Origin of the sequence: Parachryseolinea silvisoli (assembly GCF_021190955.1) — a bacterium.
In the GTDB taxonomy this organism is placed as follows: domain Bacteria; phylum Bacteroidota; class Bacteroidia; order Cytophagales; family Cyclobacteriaceae; genus Ohtaekwangia; species Ohtaekwangia silvisoli.
In genome coordinates this window covers 424,824-442,647 of record NZ_JAIOAO010000001.1, presented here as the reverse complement: position 1 = coordinate 442,647, position 17,824 = coordinate 424,824, and the positions used below count along the sequence as shown (strand labels likewise).

General features: G+C 45.5%; 16 protein-coding genes and 1 tRNA gene. 7 read left to right on the top strand and 10 right to left on the bottom strand.

The genetic code is table 11. The features are described from left to right. Positions 1-6: 6 nt before the first annotated feature. From K7P01_RS01880 to K7P01_RS01865, 4 genes are all read right to left on the bottom strand, one after another. Positions 7-1,191 carry an efflux RND transporter periplasmic adaptor subunit gene (locus K7P01_RS01880; protein WP_267289257.1) on the bottom strand — a complete coding sequence of 395 codons (1,185 nt, stop codon included), beginning with the start codon at positions 1,189-1,191 and terminating at the stop codon, positions 7-9. Positions 1,192-1,513: 322 nt separating this feature from the next. Further along, a complete protein-coding gene (locus tag K7P01_RS01875) occupies positions 1,514-2,383 on the bottom strand; it encodes a helix-turn-helix domain-containing protein (RefSeq protein ID WP_267289255.1) in 870 nt (289 codons plus the stop codon). A gap of 293 nt (positions 2,384-2,676) precedes the next feature. After that, positions 2,677-3,324, bottom strand: coding sequence for a rhomboid family intramembrane serine protease (locus K7P01_RS01870; protein WP_267289253.1), 648 nt, complete (start codon positions 3,322-3,324; stop codon positions 2,677-2,679). 9 nt (positions 3,325-3,333) lie between these two features. Then, positions 3,334-3,795: a MaoC family dehydratase gene (locus K7P01_RS01865; RefSeq protein WP_267289251.1), complete on the bottom strand. Its 462-nt coding sequence runs from the start codon at positions 3,793-3,795 to the stop codon at positions 3,334-3,336. A 75-nt stretch (positions 3,796-3,870) separates the two neighbouring features. On the opposite strand from K7P01_RS01865, the gene K7P01_RS01860 reads away from it, so the two are divergent. The 5 genes from K7P01_RS01860 to K7P01_RS01840 all read left to right on the top strand — a co-directional run bounded on the left by K7P01_RS01860 (position 3,871) and on the right by K7P01_RS01840 (position 8,327). After that, positions 3,871-4,305 (top strand): hypothetical protein, encoded by a 435-nt coding sequence (locus K7P01_RS01860; protein ID WP_267289249.1) that lies wholly within the window; start codon positions 3,871-3,873, stop codon positions 4,303-4,305. Positions 4,306-4,336: 31 nt separating this feature from the next. Continuing rightward, a complete protein-coding gene (locus tag K7P01_RS01855) occupies positions 4,337-5,110 on the top strand; it encodes a TatD family hydrolase (protein WP_267289247.1) in 774 nt (257 codons plus the stop codon). 46 nt (positions 5,111-5,156) lie between these two features. Continuing rightward, positions 5,157-6,218 carry an asparaginase gene (locus K7P01_RS01850; protein ID WP_267289245.1) on the top strand — a complete coding sequence of 354 codons (1,062 nt, stop codon included), beginning with the start codon at positions 5,157-5,159 and terminating at the stop codon, positions 6,216-6,218. Between the two features lie 50 nt (positions 6,219-6,268). Continuing rightward, positions 6,269-6,356: transfer RNA gene (locus K7P01_RS01845), tRNA-Ser, on the top strand. Between the two features lie 897 nt (positions 6,357-7,253). After that, a complete protein-coding gene (locus K7P01_RS01840) occupies positions 7,254-8,327 on the top strand; it encodes a hypothetical protein (protein ID WP_267289243.1) in 1,074 nt (357 codons plus the stop codon). Between the two features lie 412 nt (positions 8,328-8,739). On the opposite strand, the gene K7P01_RS01835 is transcribed toward K7P01_RS01840, so the two are convergent. The 3 genes from K7P01_RS01835 to K7P01_RS01825 form a co-directional block, all read right to left on the bottom strand. Then, the gene (locus K7P01_RS01835) at positions 8,740-9,561 is read right to left on the bottom strand and encodes a reverse transcriptase family protein (RefSeq protein ID WP_267289241.1); all 822 of its coding nucleotides are present in this window, start codon (positions 9,559-9,561) and stop codon (positions 8,740-8,742) included. An 871-nt stretch (positions 9,562-10,432) separates the two neighbouring features. After that, complete coding sequence (locus tag K7P01_RS01830; RefSeq protein ID WP_267289239.1) at positions 10,433-11,692, bottom strand: type II toxin-antitoxin system HipA family toxin; 1,260 nt, start codon at positions 11,690-11,692, stop codon at positions 10,433-10,435. A gap of 12 nt (positions 11,693-11,704) precedes the next feature. Continuing rightward, complete coding sequence (locus K7P01_RS01825; protein WP_267289237.1) at positions 11,705-11,923, bottom strand: type II toxin-antitoxin system Y4mF family antitoxin; 219 nt, start codon at positions 11,921-11,923, stop codon at positions 11,705-11,707. 435 nt (positions 11,924-12,358) lie between these two features. On the opposite strand from K7P01_RS01825, the gene K7P01_RS01820 reads away from it, so the two are divergent. Beyond that, on the top strand, positions 12,359-13,585 hold the full coding sequence (locus K7P01_RS01820; RefSeq protein WP_267289235.1) for a beta propeller repeat protein: 1,227 nt from the start codon (positions 12,359-12,361) through the stop codon (positions 13,583-13,585). Positions 13,586-13,740: 155 nt separating this feature from the next. Here K7P01_RS01820 and K7P01_RS01815 read toward each other — a convergent pair whose 3' ends face one another. The 3 genes from K7P01_RS01815 to K7P01_RS01805 all read right to left on the bottom strand — a co-directional run bounded on the left by K7P01_RS01815 (position 13,741) and on the right by K7P01_RS01805 (position 16,678). After that, positions 13,741-14,655, bottom strand: coding sequence for a helix-turn-helix domain-containing protein (locus K7P01_RS01815; RefSeq protein ID WP_267289233.1), 915 nt, complete (start codon positions 14,653-14,655; stop codon positions 13,741-13,743). A gap of 124 nt (positions 14,656-14,779) precedes the next feature. Further along, positions 14,780-15,757, bottom strand: a complete 978-nt coding sequence (locus tag K7P01_RS01810) for an aldo/keto reductase (RefSeq protein ID WP_267289231.1) — start codon at positions 15,755-15,757, stop codon at positions 14,780-14,782. A gap of 117 nt (positions 15,758-15,874) precedes the next feature. Then, complete coding sequence (locus K7P01_RS01805) at positions 15,875-16,678, bottom strand: aldo/keto reductase (protein WP_267289229.1); 804 nt, start codon at positions 16,676-16,678, stop codon at positions 15,875-15,877. 320 nt (positions 16,679-16,998) lie between these two features. Here K7P01_RS01805 and K7P01_RS01800 point away from each other — a divergent pair, with 320 nt between their 5' ends. Next, the gene (locus K7P01_RS01800; RefSeq protein ID WP_267289227.1) at positions 16,999-17,817 is read left to right on the top strand and encodes a hypothetical protein; all 819 of its coding nucleotides are present in this window, start codon (positions 16,999-17,001) and stop codon (positions 17,815-17,817) included. Positions 17,818-17,824 lie beyond the last annotated feature (7 nt).

The window sequence follows — 17,824 nt, the reverse complement described above, 5'->3', positions numbered from 1 at the left end:
GTGTGATTAAATAGGTTTTGTTTTCAGCAGACTGTCGAGTGTGATGAGCTGCGGTACGATCTGAGCACCGTCGCGCAGACGGCTCAGGCCCGAGTACACAATCTTTTCGCCCGGCTTCAGCCCTTCGTCTACAAAGTAGTACGTAGCGCTTTGGTCTTTGATACGGATTGGGCGGCTGGCCACCTTGTTGCTGTCGGATACGACAAACACCAGCACCTTGTCCTGTAGCTCGAACGTTGCCTCCTGCGGTACGACCAGTGCTTGCGCATGGTTGCGTGGGATGCTTACGCGGCCGGTGTTACCCGAGCGGAGCAGACCGGCAGCATTGGGGAACGTCGCGCGGAAGGTGATAGCACCCATGGTCTTGTCAAACTGACCTTCGACCGTGCTCACAACACCCTTTTCAGGATATACGGTGTTGTCGGCCAGGATCAGGTTGACGGGCGGCAGGTTCTTTAGCTTCTCTTCCAGCGTGGCGCCCGGCACCTGCTCTTTGAACTGCAGGAAGTCAACTTCGCTCAGCGAGAAGTAAGCATAGATATCCTTTACATCCGACAGGACAGTCAGCGGCAGGTCTTCGCCACGGCCCACGAGGCTGCCGAGTTTGTAGGGGATGTGACCAATGTAACCGCTCACCGGTGCTTTGATCAGCGCGTAGCCGGCGTTGATCTCGGCATTGCCCATCTGGGCGCGGGCCTGGGCCACGCTCGCTTTGGCCGACTCGAGGCTGGCTTGTGCCGTCTGCAGTTGGATTTCCGAGATGACGTTGTTTTTCACCAGTGGCGTCAGGCGGTCAACTTCCAGTTGGGCTTTCGACTCGTTGGCTTGTGCAGCCTTCAGCGATGCCGTGGTGTTGGCTACCTGCTCGCGGTAGGGGCGGTCGTTGATGCGGAACAACGGCTGACCGGCTTTAACGTATTGGCCTTCGTCTATAAAGATTGTCTCCAGGTAGCCTGCTACCTGCGGACGGATCTCGACGTTCACCTTGCCTTCGAGCGTGGCGGCATACTCACGGTGTGTAGTCGTGGCTACGTTGGCGACAGTCAACACGGGCAGGGTGGGGGGCGGCATTTGCATCATGCCACCGTCGTTGCCCGACGACGATGTACAGCTGTTTAATATGGCGACGAGTGCCATGCTCCCGAGCATAGTGACTCCGGTGGTTGCAAGTGGGTTCAATAAACGTTTCATACTTCCTTCTTTTAAATATGTATCAATGTGGTTTCAGGTTCGAGACAAGCTGGCAATGTGCCGGCGGGGTGGCCGGAGGTCATGCAGGCCGGTGTAGCAGAGCAACCGGCGCGGAGAGCATAACGCGCAGGGTATACTACGCTTTCGGATCGGCCGTATGCGGGCGACACGGGAATGCGTGGTGGATCAACATAACCTGACTTACACGTAAAACCTCTGTGGAAGGTTTTATCGGTAGTAGATTATTGTGCATTCTTGCCAGGTTGATCATGAAGCAAAAGTATTACACTTCATGCTAGCAAACATTTACCTAATCATGGCATTAATTGTACTTTTCGCGGATCGTGCGTTGGTATAGATATGGCGTATGGCCCGTGTGTTTTTTAAAGAATCGATTGAAATACGAATCGTCTTCAAACTTTAGCTGCCAGGCAATCTCCTTCATGGAGTAGTTCCCCCAGAATAACAAACGTTTGGCTTCCGTCAAACGCTTCTCATCGATTACCCGTTTGGCTGTCTTGCCCACGGTTGTTTTGATCACTTCGTTAAGATGGCCGGGCGTTACATACAACATGTCGGCGTACTCGGCCACCATTGTCTTCTCACGAAAGTGTGTATCGACCTGATATTTGAATTGACGCACCAGTTTATTCTGTGTGGAATCCATCTGCATCACGGGCACACTGATGCTCTGCAAACGTGCGCAACAGATAATAAAGGCATTTAGAAGATTTCGGATCAGACTATCTCTCTGTGGTTTGTTCGCAGCAAATTCCTCTTCCATCAGGCGCGCATAGACGAGCAGCTCTTCCATGGTCGACGCATCCAGGTCCTGAATTACGTGACCAAACATACATTCCCAGCACGCCATCCATCCCTGCACTTCGCCCATCAGGAATTCTCTATTAAAGGAGATGAACAGCAGTTCGGCATCGTAGGACTTGACATACTGATGCACTTGCTCGGGACTCATGGAGATCAGTGCCGGTGCTTCGATATAATACTTTTCGAAGTCGATGAACTTCTCGATCGCGCCTCTTGTCAGTAAGATGAGTGAATACCCTTCGTTCCGGTGCGGCTCCTGGAAGTCAGAAAAGTCATCATCCGGCTCGCACCGGGAGACGCCAAAGTTGGTACCACCGGAGCAGGTCATGAGATTATAGACAGGAATGATCGTGTCGGTGAGGGTCATGGAAGAGTGAGTATAATGGGCCATCGGATTTCGGTTTCGGGGGACTGAATTCTGTATTACAACGAAACGGGTACTAAAAGTTCGCTCTTTTGGCTGAATTTGTATGGAAAACACGTGGTACCCCATAAAAAACAGCCCCTGTGTGCCGAAACGATGTCACCTATTTTGGGTCATATGCAGGCTGACAGCTGTTCGCTTCGCACAATGTTCACGTACGGTTCATACAGAAACTTGTTACCAAGACAACCATTGTCGGGGAGACCCTTAAGGGTACGGCATTTTTTTATGGCGGACTAGTCGAACATCCGCCAACCCTTGAGCTGCTCGATGAAGTCGGGCACCACGCGCGGGTGCAGCACAATGCAAAAGACCATACCGAACAAGGCACCGTAGAGGTGGGCATCGTGATTGATGTTGTCTTTTGCCTTCTTACCCTGGTACCAGGAAAACACCAGGTATGCGGTGCCCATGATAAAACCCGGGAAGCAGAACGCGAAGTAAATGCAGATTTTTTCTAACGGCAGAAAAATCACGAATGCAAAGATCACCGATGCTACACCACCCGAAGCACCCAAGGCATTATACCTCGGGTTGTCCTGATTTTTAAAGAATGTGGGGATGTCGGATACAACTATACCGAGGAGGTATAATGCCACGAAGTATACATAGCCGAGTGGTCCGAATACAGCCAAAAACACACTTTCCATGGCTGTACCAAAAAAGTACAGGGAAAACATGTTGAAGATAATGTGTATGTGGTCGAGGTGAATAAACCCCGAGGTGATGAACCGGTAGTACTCGCGCCGGTGTTTGACGCGGTACGGGTTCATGATAAGCTTGTTCAGAAAGTCGGGCCGTTCGAACGCGTAGAAGGTCACGATAACGGTCAGGCCGATCAGTACATTGGTAACTGTAAGAAGCGAAGCGAGATTGACGTTCAAGTCAGTAGGCTATTTGAAGTGGTACAGGAAGATGATCGACGCCGTAAAGGCCGGCTTCGGATTGTCTTTGATCTCGAGGGTAGCCAGCAGCTGGGCTTTGGTAATGCCGCGCAGGTCGGCAAGCGACTCGAGTGTTACTTTCAGGCGTACTTCGTTGTCGACGACGACCGGCTGGGCGAACTTCAACTTTTCGATGCCGTAGTTCACCAGCATTTTGACGTTGTTGATCTCGGCGATTTGATCCCACAGGTAGGGGATGATCGACAGGGCCAGGTAGCCATGGGCGATCGGTTTTTTGAACGGGCCTTCTGCCGCCCGCACGGGGTCGGTATGGATCCATTGATGGTCGAGGGTAGCTTCCGCAAATTTATTGATCTGCTCCTGGGTGATCTTCAGATAGTCTGAGTAGCCCAGGTCTTTTCCGATGTGTTGTTCGAATTCCTGGAAGCTGCCAATGACGAGTTTGCTCATACAGTTAGAATAGGATAATGCGAGCGAAAGTAGAGATTTCCGGGAAATAATGCGAAATTTGTTGGATTTGTAAGTATGGCGAGTACCGTAAACAACCCATTTGTCAGGTCGGCGGCCGTGCCGGAGGTACCAGTAAAGCCCAGCCCCGCCGTCGATACAGAAATCCTGGCGGCCATCGCGCCCGAGACGCTGGAGGATTCGTACGTATACGTGCATTGCTATTTTGAGAACGAGTCGGAGGAGATGCTGATCCGCATCTGGCGGACCACTTACCTGGTGGACCGCGACACGGGGTCCCGTTCCAGCCTGGTGCATGCCGAAAATATTTCCTATGCCCCGATGTGGACGGCCATCCCGCGCGTTGGCACGTACAACTTCCTGCTTATCTTTTCGGCCCTGCCCAAGGCGTGTACGATGTTCGACCTGGTGGAGGAGGTACCGCAGCCCGGCGGTTTCCACGTACAAGACATCGCCCGTAACCAGCAGGATGTTTACCACGTCGATATTTAGATCAGCCCACATTTTCCACCCGTAGTATACCATGGATTATTATATAGATACCCACGCACACCTCTATGCCAAAGCCTTCGCCCCGGACCGTACCGACGTGCTGGCGCGTTGTGAAGAAGCAAAGATCGGCCGGGTGTATATGCCCAACATCGATCACACGTCCATAGACGATATGCTTGAATTGGAAAGCCGGTCGGGAGGCCGCTGTCTCTCCATGATGGGGCTGCACCCTTGTTATGTAAAGAAGGACTTTGAGCGTGAGCTGTACATTGTGGAGGAGTGGCTCGCCAAGCGCAAGTTTGTTGCTGTAGGCGAGATCGGTACCGACCTGCATTGGGACAAGACTTTTTGGGAGCAACAAAAAGAGGCCTTCACCATCCAGGTGAACTGGGCTAAAAAATATAACCTACCCATCATCATTCACTGCCGTGAAAGTGTCGACGAGACAATCGAACTTGTAGAGGGCCTCGCCGACGGCAAGCTGACCGGTATATTTCATTGCTTTTCTGGCGACGCGGCCCAGGCCGAGCGCGTCACCAGAATGGGGTTCCTATTAGGCATCGGTGGCGTTGCTACCTATAAGAACGGGGGCCTCGATGCCGTGCTGCCCACTGTCGGGCTGGAGCACCTCGTGTTAGAGACCGATTGTCCTTACCTGGCCCCGGTGCCATACCGGGGTAAGCGCAACGAGCCGTCGTATATACCGCTGGTGGCGCACCGCATGTCGGAGATTATGAAGATACCGGTGGAGCAACTACAGGCCGCCACGACAGCCAATGCGCTGAAGCTTTTCCACCCCGCCTGACAGGCCGAGACGCAAACAACCAAACAACCAGCATACACCACCGCCCATGAATTTAAAAAAGATAAGCATCAACGCTGCCTTGCCGGAGAAGGCGCGTTCCCGGATATTGATCATTTATACCGGGGGGACGTTCGGTATGACCTACGACAAAGACGGCGTGCTGATTCCCTTTGATTTTGCTTCCATTCTCGAACATCTGCCGACACTCAAAAATCTGTCGCTCGAGATCACGGTCGTATCGTTTGAGATGCCGATCGACTCGTCCAACATCAACCCGGGCCACTGGCAAGTGATCGGCGAGGTAATTAAAGACAACTACGACCAGCACGACGGCTTCGTGGTGCTGCACGGCACCGACACGATGGCCTTTACGGCCTCGGCCCTTAGCTTTATGTTGGAAGGCCTGCACAAGCCGGTGATCTTTACCGGCGCCCAGCTGCCGATTTCAGAGCCCCGGTCTGACGCCCGCGAAAATCTCATTACTTCGCTCGACATTGCCTCGGCCCGTCGCAACGGTGAGCCGCTGGTAAACGAGGTCTGCATTTATTTTGACTATGTGCTGCTGCGCGGCAACCGGTCCAAGAAGGTTGAAAGCATGCAGTTCGATGCGTTCAACTCGGGTAACTACCCGCCGCTGGCCAAAGCCGGCGTAAAGATAGACTACAACTTCTCGGCCATGGCCGTTGTGCCGTCGTCGTCGCTGACGTTGCGCAAGTCGTTTGAAACGAATATTTCCATTCTGAAGTTGTTCCCGGGCATCAGCCAGGAGATCGTGCATGCTATTTTGAGCATTCCCGGCCTGAAGGCTGTGGTCATGGAAACCTATGGTTCCGGCAATGCGCCCACGCTGCCCTGGCTGACGGAAGAGCTGAAGCGGGCGATTGAAAACGGCGTAATCATCCTCAACATCTCACAATGCCCGGGTGGCCGGGTACTGCAGGGGCGTTACGAAACGAGCAAAAAGCTGCAACAGATCGGTGTAATCGGCGGTGCCGATATGACCACCGAGGCGGCCGTAACCAAATTGATGCTGCTGATCGGCGAGTACGGCCCCGACCGTGCCCGTGAACTGGTGGGGCTATCCCTGGCCGGAGAATTAACGGCCTGACCTTGGAAAACGCCGGAAATATTGATTTCTTTGCACCCCGTTCAACAAAAGGAGAGATGTCCGAGTGGTTGAAGGAGCACGCCTGGAAAGTGTGTATACCCCCAAAGGGTATCCAGGGTTCGAATCCCTGTCTCTCCGCATAAACAAAGCCTGCAAATTTTAACAGTTTGCAGGCTTTTTTGTGGGTAGTGAAGTGGACATCGAACCTAGTCTTACATCACTTGAAACAATCATTAATTACCAGCCTATAAACAGTCAAGTCTACTGTAATTAGACCCTGTATTAAACATTGCATTATTCCGGGAGTGATTTGACCCGGGTTCTTGGACATGGTTCGAACTTTATGTGCTTGAAATCAAATTGACTATTTTGACATCCAAATGCTGCTGATAGGATTGTTTCAGGGCAGCGGTCACCGTGGTAAAATGCGATTCATTCCAGTTTTATTCAATTTGATTCTTGGCTGTTTGAGCACCGGCTCTTTAGCTCAGTCATTGGAGGATAGAATCACTGATAAACTATGTCAATGCTTTCAGAGCATAAACACGTCTTCAGAAGAGGCCAGCGTTCTCGATACCTTTCAAAAGAGTTGCATTATGCAGACGTTGCGCCAATTCGAGTCCGAAATAAAAGTCTGTTAAAGGGGTAGGCGACGCGATAACAGGCGAAGGTATGTGCTACAACAGGGTCATGGGCCACAGTATTCAGGATAAATTTGGTGAGGAGTCATTCTTACGTATCGATCAGAAGGTAGATAGCTTGTATGCCACTGGAAAGGGTGATCGTGATGTTTCATTTCCAGACGGCCCGAAAGAAATTGATAGGATAATAGCGCAATAATCTGAAAATAAGGCAGTTCGATATTGAATGTGGCTGCGTTTTTTGTACTAGGTGTGCGTGTGTCGTGAATGTGCACCGTTTGTTATCAGTTTCAGATATAGCGGTGTTAGCAGCCATTTTTCGGGACGCTATTGGACTACGAATTTAAAACAATTAAATTTTGACCTCTTGGCCAACGTTTTAAAACAATCTCATATGATTCAAAGGTTTCTTTTTTTGCTTGTATTGCAAGTCCCACTAATTATAGCCAATGCAAAAAATCACTCATGCTTGATTCGCGAGGAGAATTTCAAAGGAGTGAAATACAATTTTGGAATTTCGAAATTTATAGACGCGCGACTCGACCCATCAAAGCCCATAGGTTATATCAGACGGGGATATGGCAAAGAGTATGTTATCAATGACACACTTGAGCACCACCTTAATTCTTTTCTTCATTCGAGACCTGACATCTTTAATTCGAATTCAAAATTTGTTGTAGTTATCAATCAAGTCTCATTAAGGTACATGGTGCTCGGGTCAAGGCAGGAACCTCAGACGGTGACGATAGCATTGGATTACTATTCAGTAAATAATGGGGTCTGTAGTCTCGTGTATCAGCAATATGTTAGTTGGACAGAAAATATGGCCGCGGTTTTTAGTGCGGCCAAAGGAATAAATATGACATTCTCGGAGGCGTTAAAAAGGGGATTTGAGCAATTCGATCTGGAGGTTGGCAAAGTAGGGCAAATATCAAAATGGGATGTGCCGAGCGATTCCTTGTTCAGCAGGAAGACAGCCAAACGTTTACAAGTGCTGGACTGGACAAATGCGAAAGATGGAATTTATTTCAGCCCCAAGGATTTGTATCTCAATAACCCGGCTCATTTAACAAGATGGGAAATGCCTTCTCGGGACTCTCTGTTTATTCGTTGTGCTGAGATAAAATCACCTGACTATAAAATTGACCAAGCGTTTGCCATTGTAAAAGATAAAGCTATTTATATCCTCGATGGAAAGGACGAGGCAAATAATGATATTTACCTACGAGCATACTGTGATGATCAACGTAAACTCTATTTCAATTCGCTTGGGAGACCGATTTCAAATGGTGATGTGGTAAAAAAGGCAGTTGTAGGCGTTGGCGCTCCAATGGCATTTGGTGGAATAGTTGGTGGGGTTGTTAATCATGCCGTTAACACATCGGCTAATAAATCCGCGAAAATATACCGAGTCGATCTGGACTTAGCGACATTTGAATATTCGTATGCAGATGATGAGAAAAAATAAACAGGCGCTATAATTCTTGCCCTATCCGGCGCAATGAGAACGACACTTTCCGGTGTTTGGGGATGTTTCGCCTAATTAGTAATAATTTTCATAGCAATCTGCGCTCCGACCCTGCCAAACCTCATTGCCTCTAGCATTTATTCGATACAACAACCTCAAATCCTCCACCAAAAGGTTCGAGATTTCACCGGTCCTCCCCGCCAATCAAATCAATGCCCCCCGACGAAGGAGGGCATTTTTGTTTTAGGGAGGTCGAGTCCGAGTGTCTCACTCGAGCGAGGCCTTCCTGGAACAAAAATGGGGGTGAGCGCCAGCGAACGGGCATTGATTTGATTGAGGCCCAACCTTCGACGGGATCAGCGTCAGCTAATCCCCTGCACTAACCGAAGCTCGTCTAACGCTAATACGGGAATTACGATCGTAATACTAAATCAATGTAAGCTCGTAGTCCATCTGCTTGAGCTTTTGACTTTGACGAGTCATTTACTGAGTCTTTGTACGCAATAGGTAAGTCCAGATAATTGTTCTTGACAACAACACCTGTAACCACAGGAAACTTAGTCCGATAACGAGTTTTGCTATGAGCAATTTTATATCCGTTACTGTTTAGTAAATCGATGATAAGTGGTATTTTTTCTTTGAAACACTTTCCGGAAGATAAGGTGATGTCATCCATGTAACTAGTAAAGGTGAGATTGTTGGTCGCCGCCAATTTTGCAATTTTATCACCTGTCTTTATCATAACAAGGTTAGCAACCATTGGGGAAGTTGGAGCGCCCTGCGGAAGCTGCCCTTTGTATGTGGTCAATTTAGTTAAAATACTCGCAGTCTCATTTGTAAAACCATTTGATAAAAACATGCCATACACCATCTTGTGACTTATGTAAGGGAAAAAACCACTGATATCCGTTGTAAAGAAGTACTTATTTCCTTGATGCGATTTGGCATTGGTAATATTACTACGACCTTTGGTTGAACCATGAACATAGCTTCGGCTAGGTAGTTTTTGTAAAATACGGACGAGGATTTTTGACTGAACTACCTTTAAAAGTCCAGTGCTTGGATAGAGTACTCGTACCTTATAAAAACCATTTCTCAGTTTTGGCGTTCCGTCGGCTGAATATTTTATTTCTTCTTTTCGGTAATAGTAATCATCAATATTGTTGATGACATCATACAGAGCTGATTCAGAAACCTTTAAGGTATATTTCAAGTGCTTAATGTTTCTTATCATTTTCGTGGAAAGTTTTTATTGATGGAAAGATACTTTTAAGAATAGCACCGGATATTTGTCGTTAGTAAGGTGATAATATTCGGTTCAGTAGCTAGAAAATGAACCCAGCTTTGCTTTGTTGGCCCTAACGTTGTAAAGATATAGTTCCTCATTATTCCATTGAATCATTAAATAGGGGTGTCGTCAGAAGTGTTCAATTCCATCAAAATCCTTAACAGGACTCTAAAAAAATTGACTAGGATTTTCACAGCAAGTCCCTTGCTACGATGAGCAATTTCCTTGCTTTCAATGTTCCCAGTTCGCCGTATGAGATTTAAACACTCATTTAAGGCGATTTTCTCTTCTTTCGAAAACGAAAACCGGTTCTCCCGTAGGAGTCGCTTGATTACTCGTGTGAGTTCATCAAGACTTGGATCTTGTTTGATCATCAAGTAAAGCGGGCTTATGCCCTGCTCCGATGCAAACACCTGCTTTACTTAACTCATAATCGGTCTTCGTTTGTTCACACCCCTATTCTTCTGCTCCTGTGATGAGCAGTTGTCCGGCCTTCCGAACCCAACTGGGTGGCGCAATTTGCGCGTTAACATTTTGAGTATCCACTTAGCAGAAATCCATTCCTTCAAAGAACTACTGATGTAAGATAATGAATATTTAGAGTATTTGTGAAAATGAATTAAATATTCAGTAGACGTAATATTTTATACTTGCATTGATTTAACTGTATATATCCGTAGATGTAGAGTGATGGCCTATTAAAGAGACTCAAAACATCTCTAGGTATTATAAAATAAAGCTGATAGTTAACATAATCGAGATGGATAGCGTTTCCCGAGAATAAGGAATAGATCTGTGGATAGCCAGGTACTTTACTTTAAGCTGAGAATCGTCTCAATACATTATCACAGTGATTGCTAATGAATTGTCGAACTTCGCTTATAATGGGGTGATGTAACTCGATCAGGTCAAGATGTTCTAATACTTTCTTCGCCTGATCTGTCACCTTTTTTTTAACTAGGGATTTCGTGAACTGAATATCGTCGGCCAGCCTTTCGAATTGTCGTGGATCGACTTCGTCGAGTTCATGTGCTTTGCCAATATTCATGGCCATTCTTTTACTTAGATCGGGATACACATATGTGCAAATCAAGTCGTATAAAGGTGCCAGGCGTACTTTTCCAGGTGAGGGCGTCGCAGCATTTGGCATCCGATATAGTAGTGAGAAATTCTTGCCATGAGCGTCATGGTTTCCGATCAAAAAATTAAAAATTATGGCATCGAGTAAATGATTCAAATCCAATACCGGTATACTCGAAACTTTTCTGACTAACTCAAAGCAGTCCTTTATTGATGGTCCCCCCTCAATCTGATACTTTCTTTCCGCAACGATTCCCATGGCCTGACAAAAGTCTTCTTGGTGAATCCGACGTAATTGGCTAAGTACGTCTATTTCCTTAGTTCGGTCATAGCGTTCGATGAGTAAGTAATCAATCTCACCAGCTTTTTTTACTTCGACATTTGCTACGGGAAGGCCTATGCGGGCAGCAAGGGTCATACAAAATGCCTCGTTGAAGGCAATTCCTTTATATTGTTCGATGTCCGGTTTAATGATATGCGAACTAGGTGCGTTCTCTAACGGAAGAAAAAAGTCGTCGTCCATTTTATAGATAGCAATTTTATCTTGTGCACCTGCCAACGAAAGCCTCACACCATTTTCACCGGCCATAAGCGGACGTCGGGGCAAATCCATCAGAATTTTCTCTAATGCTGCTGTAGATAGCGGCTTGTAGTCTTCTGCGGAAGCCAACGCTGCATCCTTCATCGTAAATGTAACTGCACCGGCACATTCACCACCAATTTGTGCCAACATGGCAAAGTCGTTGTTTGTGCTTATGCCTAGATTTTGTGCAATAAGTTTACGTTTAGCGATATCGGGTAACACGCCGGCAAAAAACGGTTTGCATTGTTTTTCCCCGAATTTTCCCTCTTGCAATGGCAAACTCAACGAGAGCGGTATGGCGTTTGCGTTCGCAAGCCATTCGCGTGTGTATTCAAACAATGTCTGACCGTGCTCGTCTTGCGTTAAATGACCTATTAAAATTGTATACAGGTATACGTTAAGTGTTCCAGTCATTAGAAGCGCTTATTATGAAAGTGGTGGAATCAATTGAGCCGTAATGCCGAGTGTCTTTAAAACAGTCAGCACTTTACCCAATTGGCATGTTGGTTTCCCTCCTTCGAGATCGATAATAAACCGTAGGCCGGTTCCGGCGCTGAGTGCTAAGTCTTTTTGGTTGATTCCCAGATTTTTACGCGTATTTTTCACCAGATTTCCGATTGCCTCAGCAGTTAATTCTGTAGTCATATTATTCCCGATCGGTAATATTACCTTTTAAAACGCGAATTATAGAGAAAATGTTACCGATCGGTAATTTTTTCGTCTAAACTTTCGGCTCAAACGAAAATATTCCTGATCGGGAATATTAGCTCATTGCTATGTTCGCTGCTAATACATAAGAGGCCTCAGCCTCCTTTTTCAAACCATTATATGAACAAAATACGCCGCGCGGCCTTTAAATGAACTGTTTTTTGTTAATCACCCGATACAACAACTTCAAATCCGCCACTAACGGGTTCGAGATTTTGCCGGCCCACCCCAAGGGATCAGCGTCAGCCTGAGTGCCATGACGTATATACTAGGCGATCTTCAACAGAGGTGACCAAACTGCGCGGTTACGCGATGGCAGCGTTCCAGGACACCCGGCCGCCTGAAAACGCCAGATTAATCCTATATTCCACCATGAAAAAGTTCGTATTGTCTTGTTTGGCACTCGGGCTAACGGCCGTAGCTGCTCACAGTCAATCCATTACAAGAATCTTACCGAAGACCGGCTATCATCACTGGGAAAAAGTGGAATTTAAAACAGCCCTGAAAGGTTCCGCGGAAACCAGGTGGGGAAAGGAGATCATTACCACCACCGACGGCGGGAAGACCTGGGTCAAAAAAATAGCCACGGGCGTTGAGTCCGCTGAATCGGTCCCCCCATTAAAAAAAATACGATTGGATGGCCGCATGGGCAACTATTTCCTGGCTCGCTCGCCGCTTGGAGATACGGCTTATGTAGGCACAACTGACGATCGTTCCCCCTATATATTGCTGGCTGGCCGTAGCGGAAAATACTGGAAAGTCCTCAATGGCGCCACTTACAATTCCGTGTCCTCCTTTTGGACAGATACCAAATCAATGGTTATAGCCGACAACTATGGAAACATTTTCTTTAGCGATGACAAGGCAAGCACCTTTACCAGGGTAAAATCCGGAAACAGAAATGGCTGGCCGGAGCTCAACGAACACCAGGGAAAGTTGTACTATTTTGATGAGTATCGTGGGGTTGACGTCAGCCACGATTCCGGCAAAACGTGGAAACCACATTCTGATATAAAATATAACGGGCCAGTACAAGGGGCTTATATCGAAAACGATTCTGTGCGTTACATCATTGCAGATAAAACGTTAATGAAGTTGCAGCACGGCACCACGCCAGACACGACCATCGCCACCCTGGATGGTGACAAGTTCATCAAGCTAAAGCAACATGGAACTAAAGCTATAGCCATCACGCAAAGAGGTAACCTATTCACCCTGGAAAATGACAAATGGACAAAGACCATCGTGGACACGACTATCTTTCTTACCGGCGTGGCGTTCGACGGAACCCGTATCGCCATTACCACGGCTAATAACAAGGTGCTCTTTTCTGAGGATGGAAATACATTTAAGACGATGATAACCCCGATTGCAGGGTATAACGCCTACTCCGCTTCCTTTTATAAAAAGTACCTGATCGTCGAACTGCGAGATACACGATCCATGAAAGGCAATGACCTCTGGATCTATGACATGGAGACCAAGAAAGGCGTTACGCGTTCCCTGGATGTTGGGAAATACGAGTATGGAACTATCGGGTTTTACGAAAATTATATCTATGGCACGGGAGGCTCTTTGCATAAAATCGATCTGCCTTGAGAGGTGCCATCGGTATATAGTTGAATAGCATTTACCAGGCCGTCATGTAACGGCAGCAATCTATACCAAGAATATCAGCAATCAGCTAAGGTTGAATATACAACTACAACAATCAATATCCTTCTATTGAAACTTTTAAAACCGCTCTAAAAGTGTTAGTTAAATGATTGCCTGAACTCCAAGGGAGAAAGTTTTGTTTTTGTTTTGAAAAGTTTGCTGAATGACTGTGAATGTTCAAAGCCTAATTCATAAGCAATTTCGCTTATTGATAGACTTGTCGTTGATAATTTTTCTTTGGCTTTTTCTATGATTGCGTTCTGAATGTATTGTTGTGTGTTCAATCCTGTTAATGAACGCAACATATCGCTTAAATAGCGTTGCGATAATTTTAATTTCGTGCTAATATATTTTACGGACGGAAAACCGTTTTTCAAACTGGTTTCTTCTTCAAAATAGTTGTTTAAAAGTTTGTCCAAAGAAGTTATGATGTCGTGATTGATTGCTTTCCTCGTGATAAATTGCCTATTGTAAAAACGATTGCTGTAATTCAATAACAATTCTATTTGCGACACCAAAACATCCTGGCTGAAACTGTCAATGTTATTGTCTAATTCATTGGCTATTGATGTAAATAAGTTGGCTATAATTTCTTTTTCTTTTGCAGATAAAAATAAGGCTTCCGAAACATCGTAAGAGAAAAAGCCATATTGGTTTATTGTATTTCCCAATGTATAATTTCGTATAAAATCAGAATGAAAATACAAAGCTATACCTTCATAGCTTTCTCTGTCTTCTGGTGGAAAAACAATTTGCTTAGGTTTCAGAAATGCTAATCCACCTTCTTCAAAATCATAATATCCTTGTCCGTATTTTATTTGGCCTTTAAATGTAGGCTTAAAAGAAACTTTGTAAAAATCAAGACTTACTTTTTGGCCTCTTGGAAACATTTCAATCAAAACATTATTGTAATCAACCAATGTAACCAATGGGTGCAAAGGCGCAGGAAGTCCCAATTCCCGCGCAAGCTGCGATATACTTTCAATGTGATGTATGTCTGACTTTTGCTGCATTTTTTCTGTTACGAATTTAATCAATTTTGTCTTGACGGAAGAATAGCAATGTCGCCAATTTCAACATCGTTTGGTTAGCTTATTGCATAAATTACAGCCATTTTACTGCTTGCACCTGTAGCGGCTATTTATCTATTTGTTTTTCTAAAACTTCGGGATAGCGGTCACCCACAAGTGTAATTCCATTTACTGTTGTGTTGATCTTTGCAAGTTCATCAGCTGTTAGTACAATATTTGTACTGCCAATGTTTTCCTCTAAACGATGCAATTTTGTAGTCCCCGGTATTGGCGCTATCCAGGGTTTTTGAGCTAAGAGCCAAGCCAGCGCTAATTGTCCGGTCGTAACATTTTTTTGTTTGGCAATCTCAGAAAGTGCGTCCACTAAAACCAGATTGGCTTTGATATTCTCTTCGCTGAAACGCGGAATGACATTTCTACGGTCAACATCCGCTAATTTTGAATTTATTGTACCTGTGAGGAAGCCTTTGCCCAAAGGACTGAACGGAACGAAGCCAATTCTTAACTCTTCTAATGTTGGTATGATCTCATTTTCGGGTTCACGCCAAAACAAAGAGTATTCACTTTGTAATGCTGTTACAGGTTGAATTAAATGCGCTTTGCGAATAGTTTTTGCACTTGCTTCCGACAAACCGAAATATTTTGCTTTACCCTCTTGTATCAAGTCTTTTACTGTACCTGCAACATCTTCTATAGGTACATTGGGGTCAACTCTGTGCTGATAAAGTAGATCAATGTAATCTGTTTTTAATCTTTTTAAGGATGCTTCGACTACTACTCTGATAGTTTCGGGTCTGCTGTCTAAACCTGTTGTGGGTCTAGCATCTTTGCAACCAAATTTTGTTGCTATAACAACGTTTTTCCTATAAGGCTGTAATCCTTCTCCAACAAGTTCTTCATTGGTGTAGGGCCCGTAGGCTTCGGCGGTATCAAAAAATGTGATACCCCTTTCAACTGCGTTGCGCAGTAGTGTTATGGCATCTTTTTTATCAAGACCTTTGCCGTCCAAGAAGTTTAAACCCATACAGCCAAAGCCCAATGCGGAAACTTCTAATCCACTATTCCCTAATTTTCTTTTTTGCATAATTCTTTTTTTAATTGTTTCTAAATCTGAATACATATCAAGTACAAAATTCCTGATTGTAGTTCTATAAAAAGTAGTTGAATTGGTAATTGTTATAGTCAACCTTTCAAAGGTTTTTCAAACGCTATAAATTAGACCACTACCTTTGTCCAACGATTTGATAGTTGCCATGTCACCGGCAGACAACTCAAGGTCAAATACATTAAAATTTTCAGTTATCCTTTTTACGTTTGCTGATTTCGGAATAACCACGACTTCTTTTTGAATTAACCATCGCAGAACCACCTGGGCGATACTCTTATTATATTTTATTGAAAGTGCTTTTAAAAGCTCATTATTAAAAAGATTGTTTTTACCCTGAGCAAAAGGCGCCCACGACTCCAACTGAATGCCCTGAGATTTCATAATTTTCTGCATTTCTGTTTTTTGTGAAAACGGATGTGTTTCCACTTGATTGACTGCGGGTATCACACTATGCTGCTTTACTAAATTCTGAATCTGATTTAGATTGAAATTGCTCACACCTATCGCCCTTATTTTACCTTCTCTATGTAATTCTTCCATTGCTGTCCAGGAAGAATTTACGTCTCCCTGCGGAAGATGAATCAAGTATAGATCAATATAGTCAAGACCTAATTTTTTTAGCGATGCTTCAAAGGCACGCTTTGCTTTTTCGTACCCGATATCTGCTGGAAGAAATTTTGTTGTCACAAAAATTTCTTCTCGTTTGACATTACTTTTTTTAATCGCTCTGCCAACGGATTCCTCATTATAGTATGCCGCAGCCGTGTCTAGCAGTCTGTAGCCAATATTTAAAGCATTTAGCACAGACTGCTCACACTCTAAACCGTCTCGAAGCAAGTAAGTACCAAAACCAAGTAGCGGCATTTTTACTCCGTTGTTTAATGTTACATTTTCCATTATTGCACGGGCTTAAATTTCAAGTACGAAATTCTTGATTGTCGTCCGATGAAATGTATCCGAATTGGTATTTGTTGTAGTCAAATTATTTTCGGGGTAGATCCTGAGCACAGCTTATACCGGGATCGGAAAAGGCAAGAAATCCTACATGCTTTAACATTGGCGACCGCCCTACCATTGCCAGTGTAATTTGCAGCGTTAAAGGCACTGGCGTAGTACCCTCACGTTTAAAAACTTCAGCCTTTGCGTTAAACTTACATACCCCGGTAACTGTGGACGTTTTTTTGATATTATTGTGCTATCGAGACACCTAACCCCGCATGAACTTTAACTATAACGCTTTTATCCTTGGCGCGCTGACCATAACCGCTATCTATGGCAGCAACGTTTTCTATTGTGTGCTATGCCGGCTTTACAACATCAGGATTATGGAGTTTTCGGTTTTCTTTACATCAGGCTTCAGTATTCACCGCGCCAAAGTCGCGGGAATCGATTTTAGTCTGGGGTGGCTCCCTTTAGGCAGTTATATTAAACCCCTGGGTATGGCTGCCAACGCGGAGGAACGCAGCCAGATTGCCCCTGAAGACCAGCCGTATGCTTTCTTTAATAAGCCAGGCTATTTAAGGGTCGTTTTTCTACTGGTTTCCCCGGTCACTATTGTCGTACTTTTTTTGGCTACCTACATCATCGGCATCACAACATCTGCCGTGCCCCCGATGGGCGCATTGTTTAATTATATAATCGATGGAGCACGCGCCATGTTTACAAGCCAGGTCAGTCATGAAGCGTTTGCCGCTCAAACACAGCAGATCCTGCAAGGAAATAGTGCCGTAATGATTGCTTTCCTGATACTGCTCGTTGTTTTCCTTGTCATCAACATTGGCCCCGTGGTGTCCCAAATGCTTCCATCGACCGATGGGGAAGTGACCGGCGCCAGGCGCATCGTGATGATGGTGGCCATGATCGTTTTTATGTGGCTGGCATTGTGGAAGATTCCCATGTTTATATTCTCCTTCTTTTCCTGGCAACAGAATTTCATGTATGTTACCGACTTCCTGCTGGGCCTTCTTATTGCGGGTGTGGCGGCCTACTTTCTGACCATCGCCGCGGTGCGGGTGTTTGCCCGGCAACAGGTATAATCAAAAC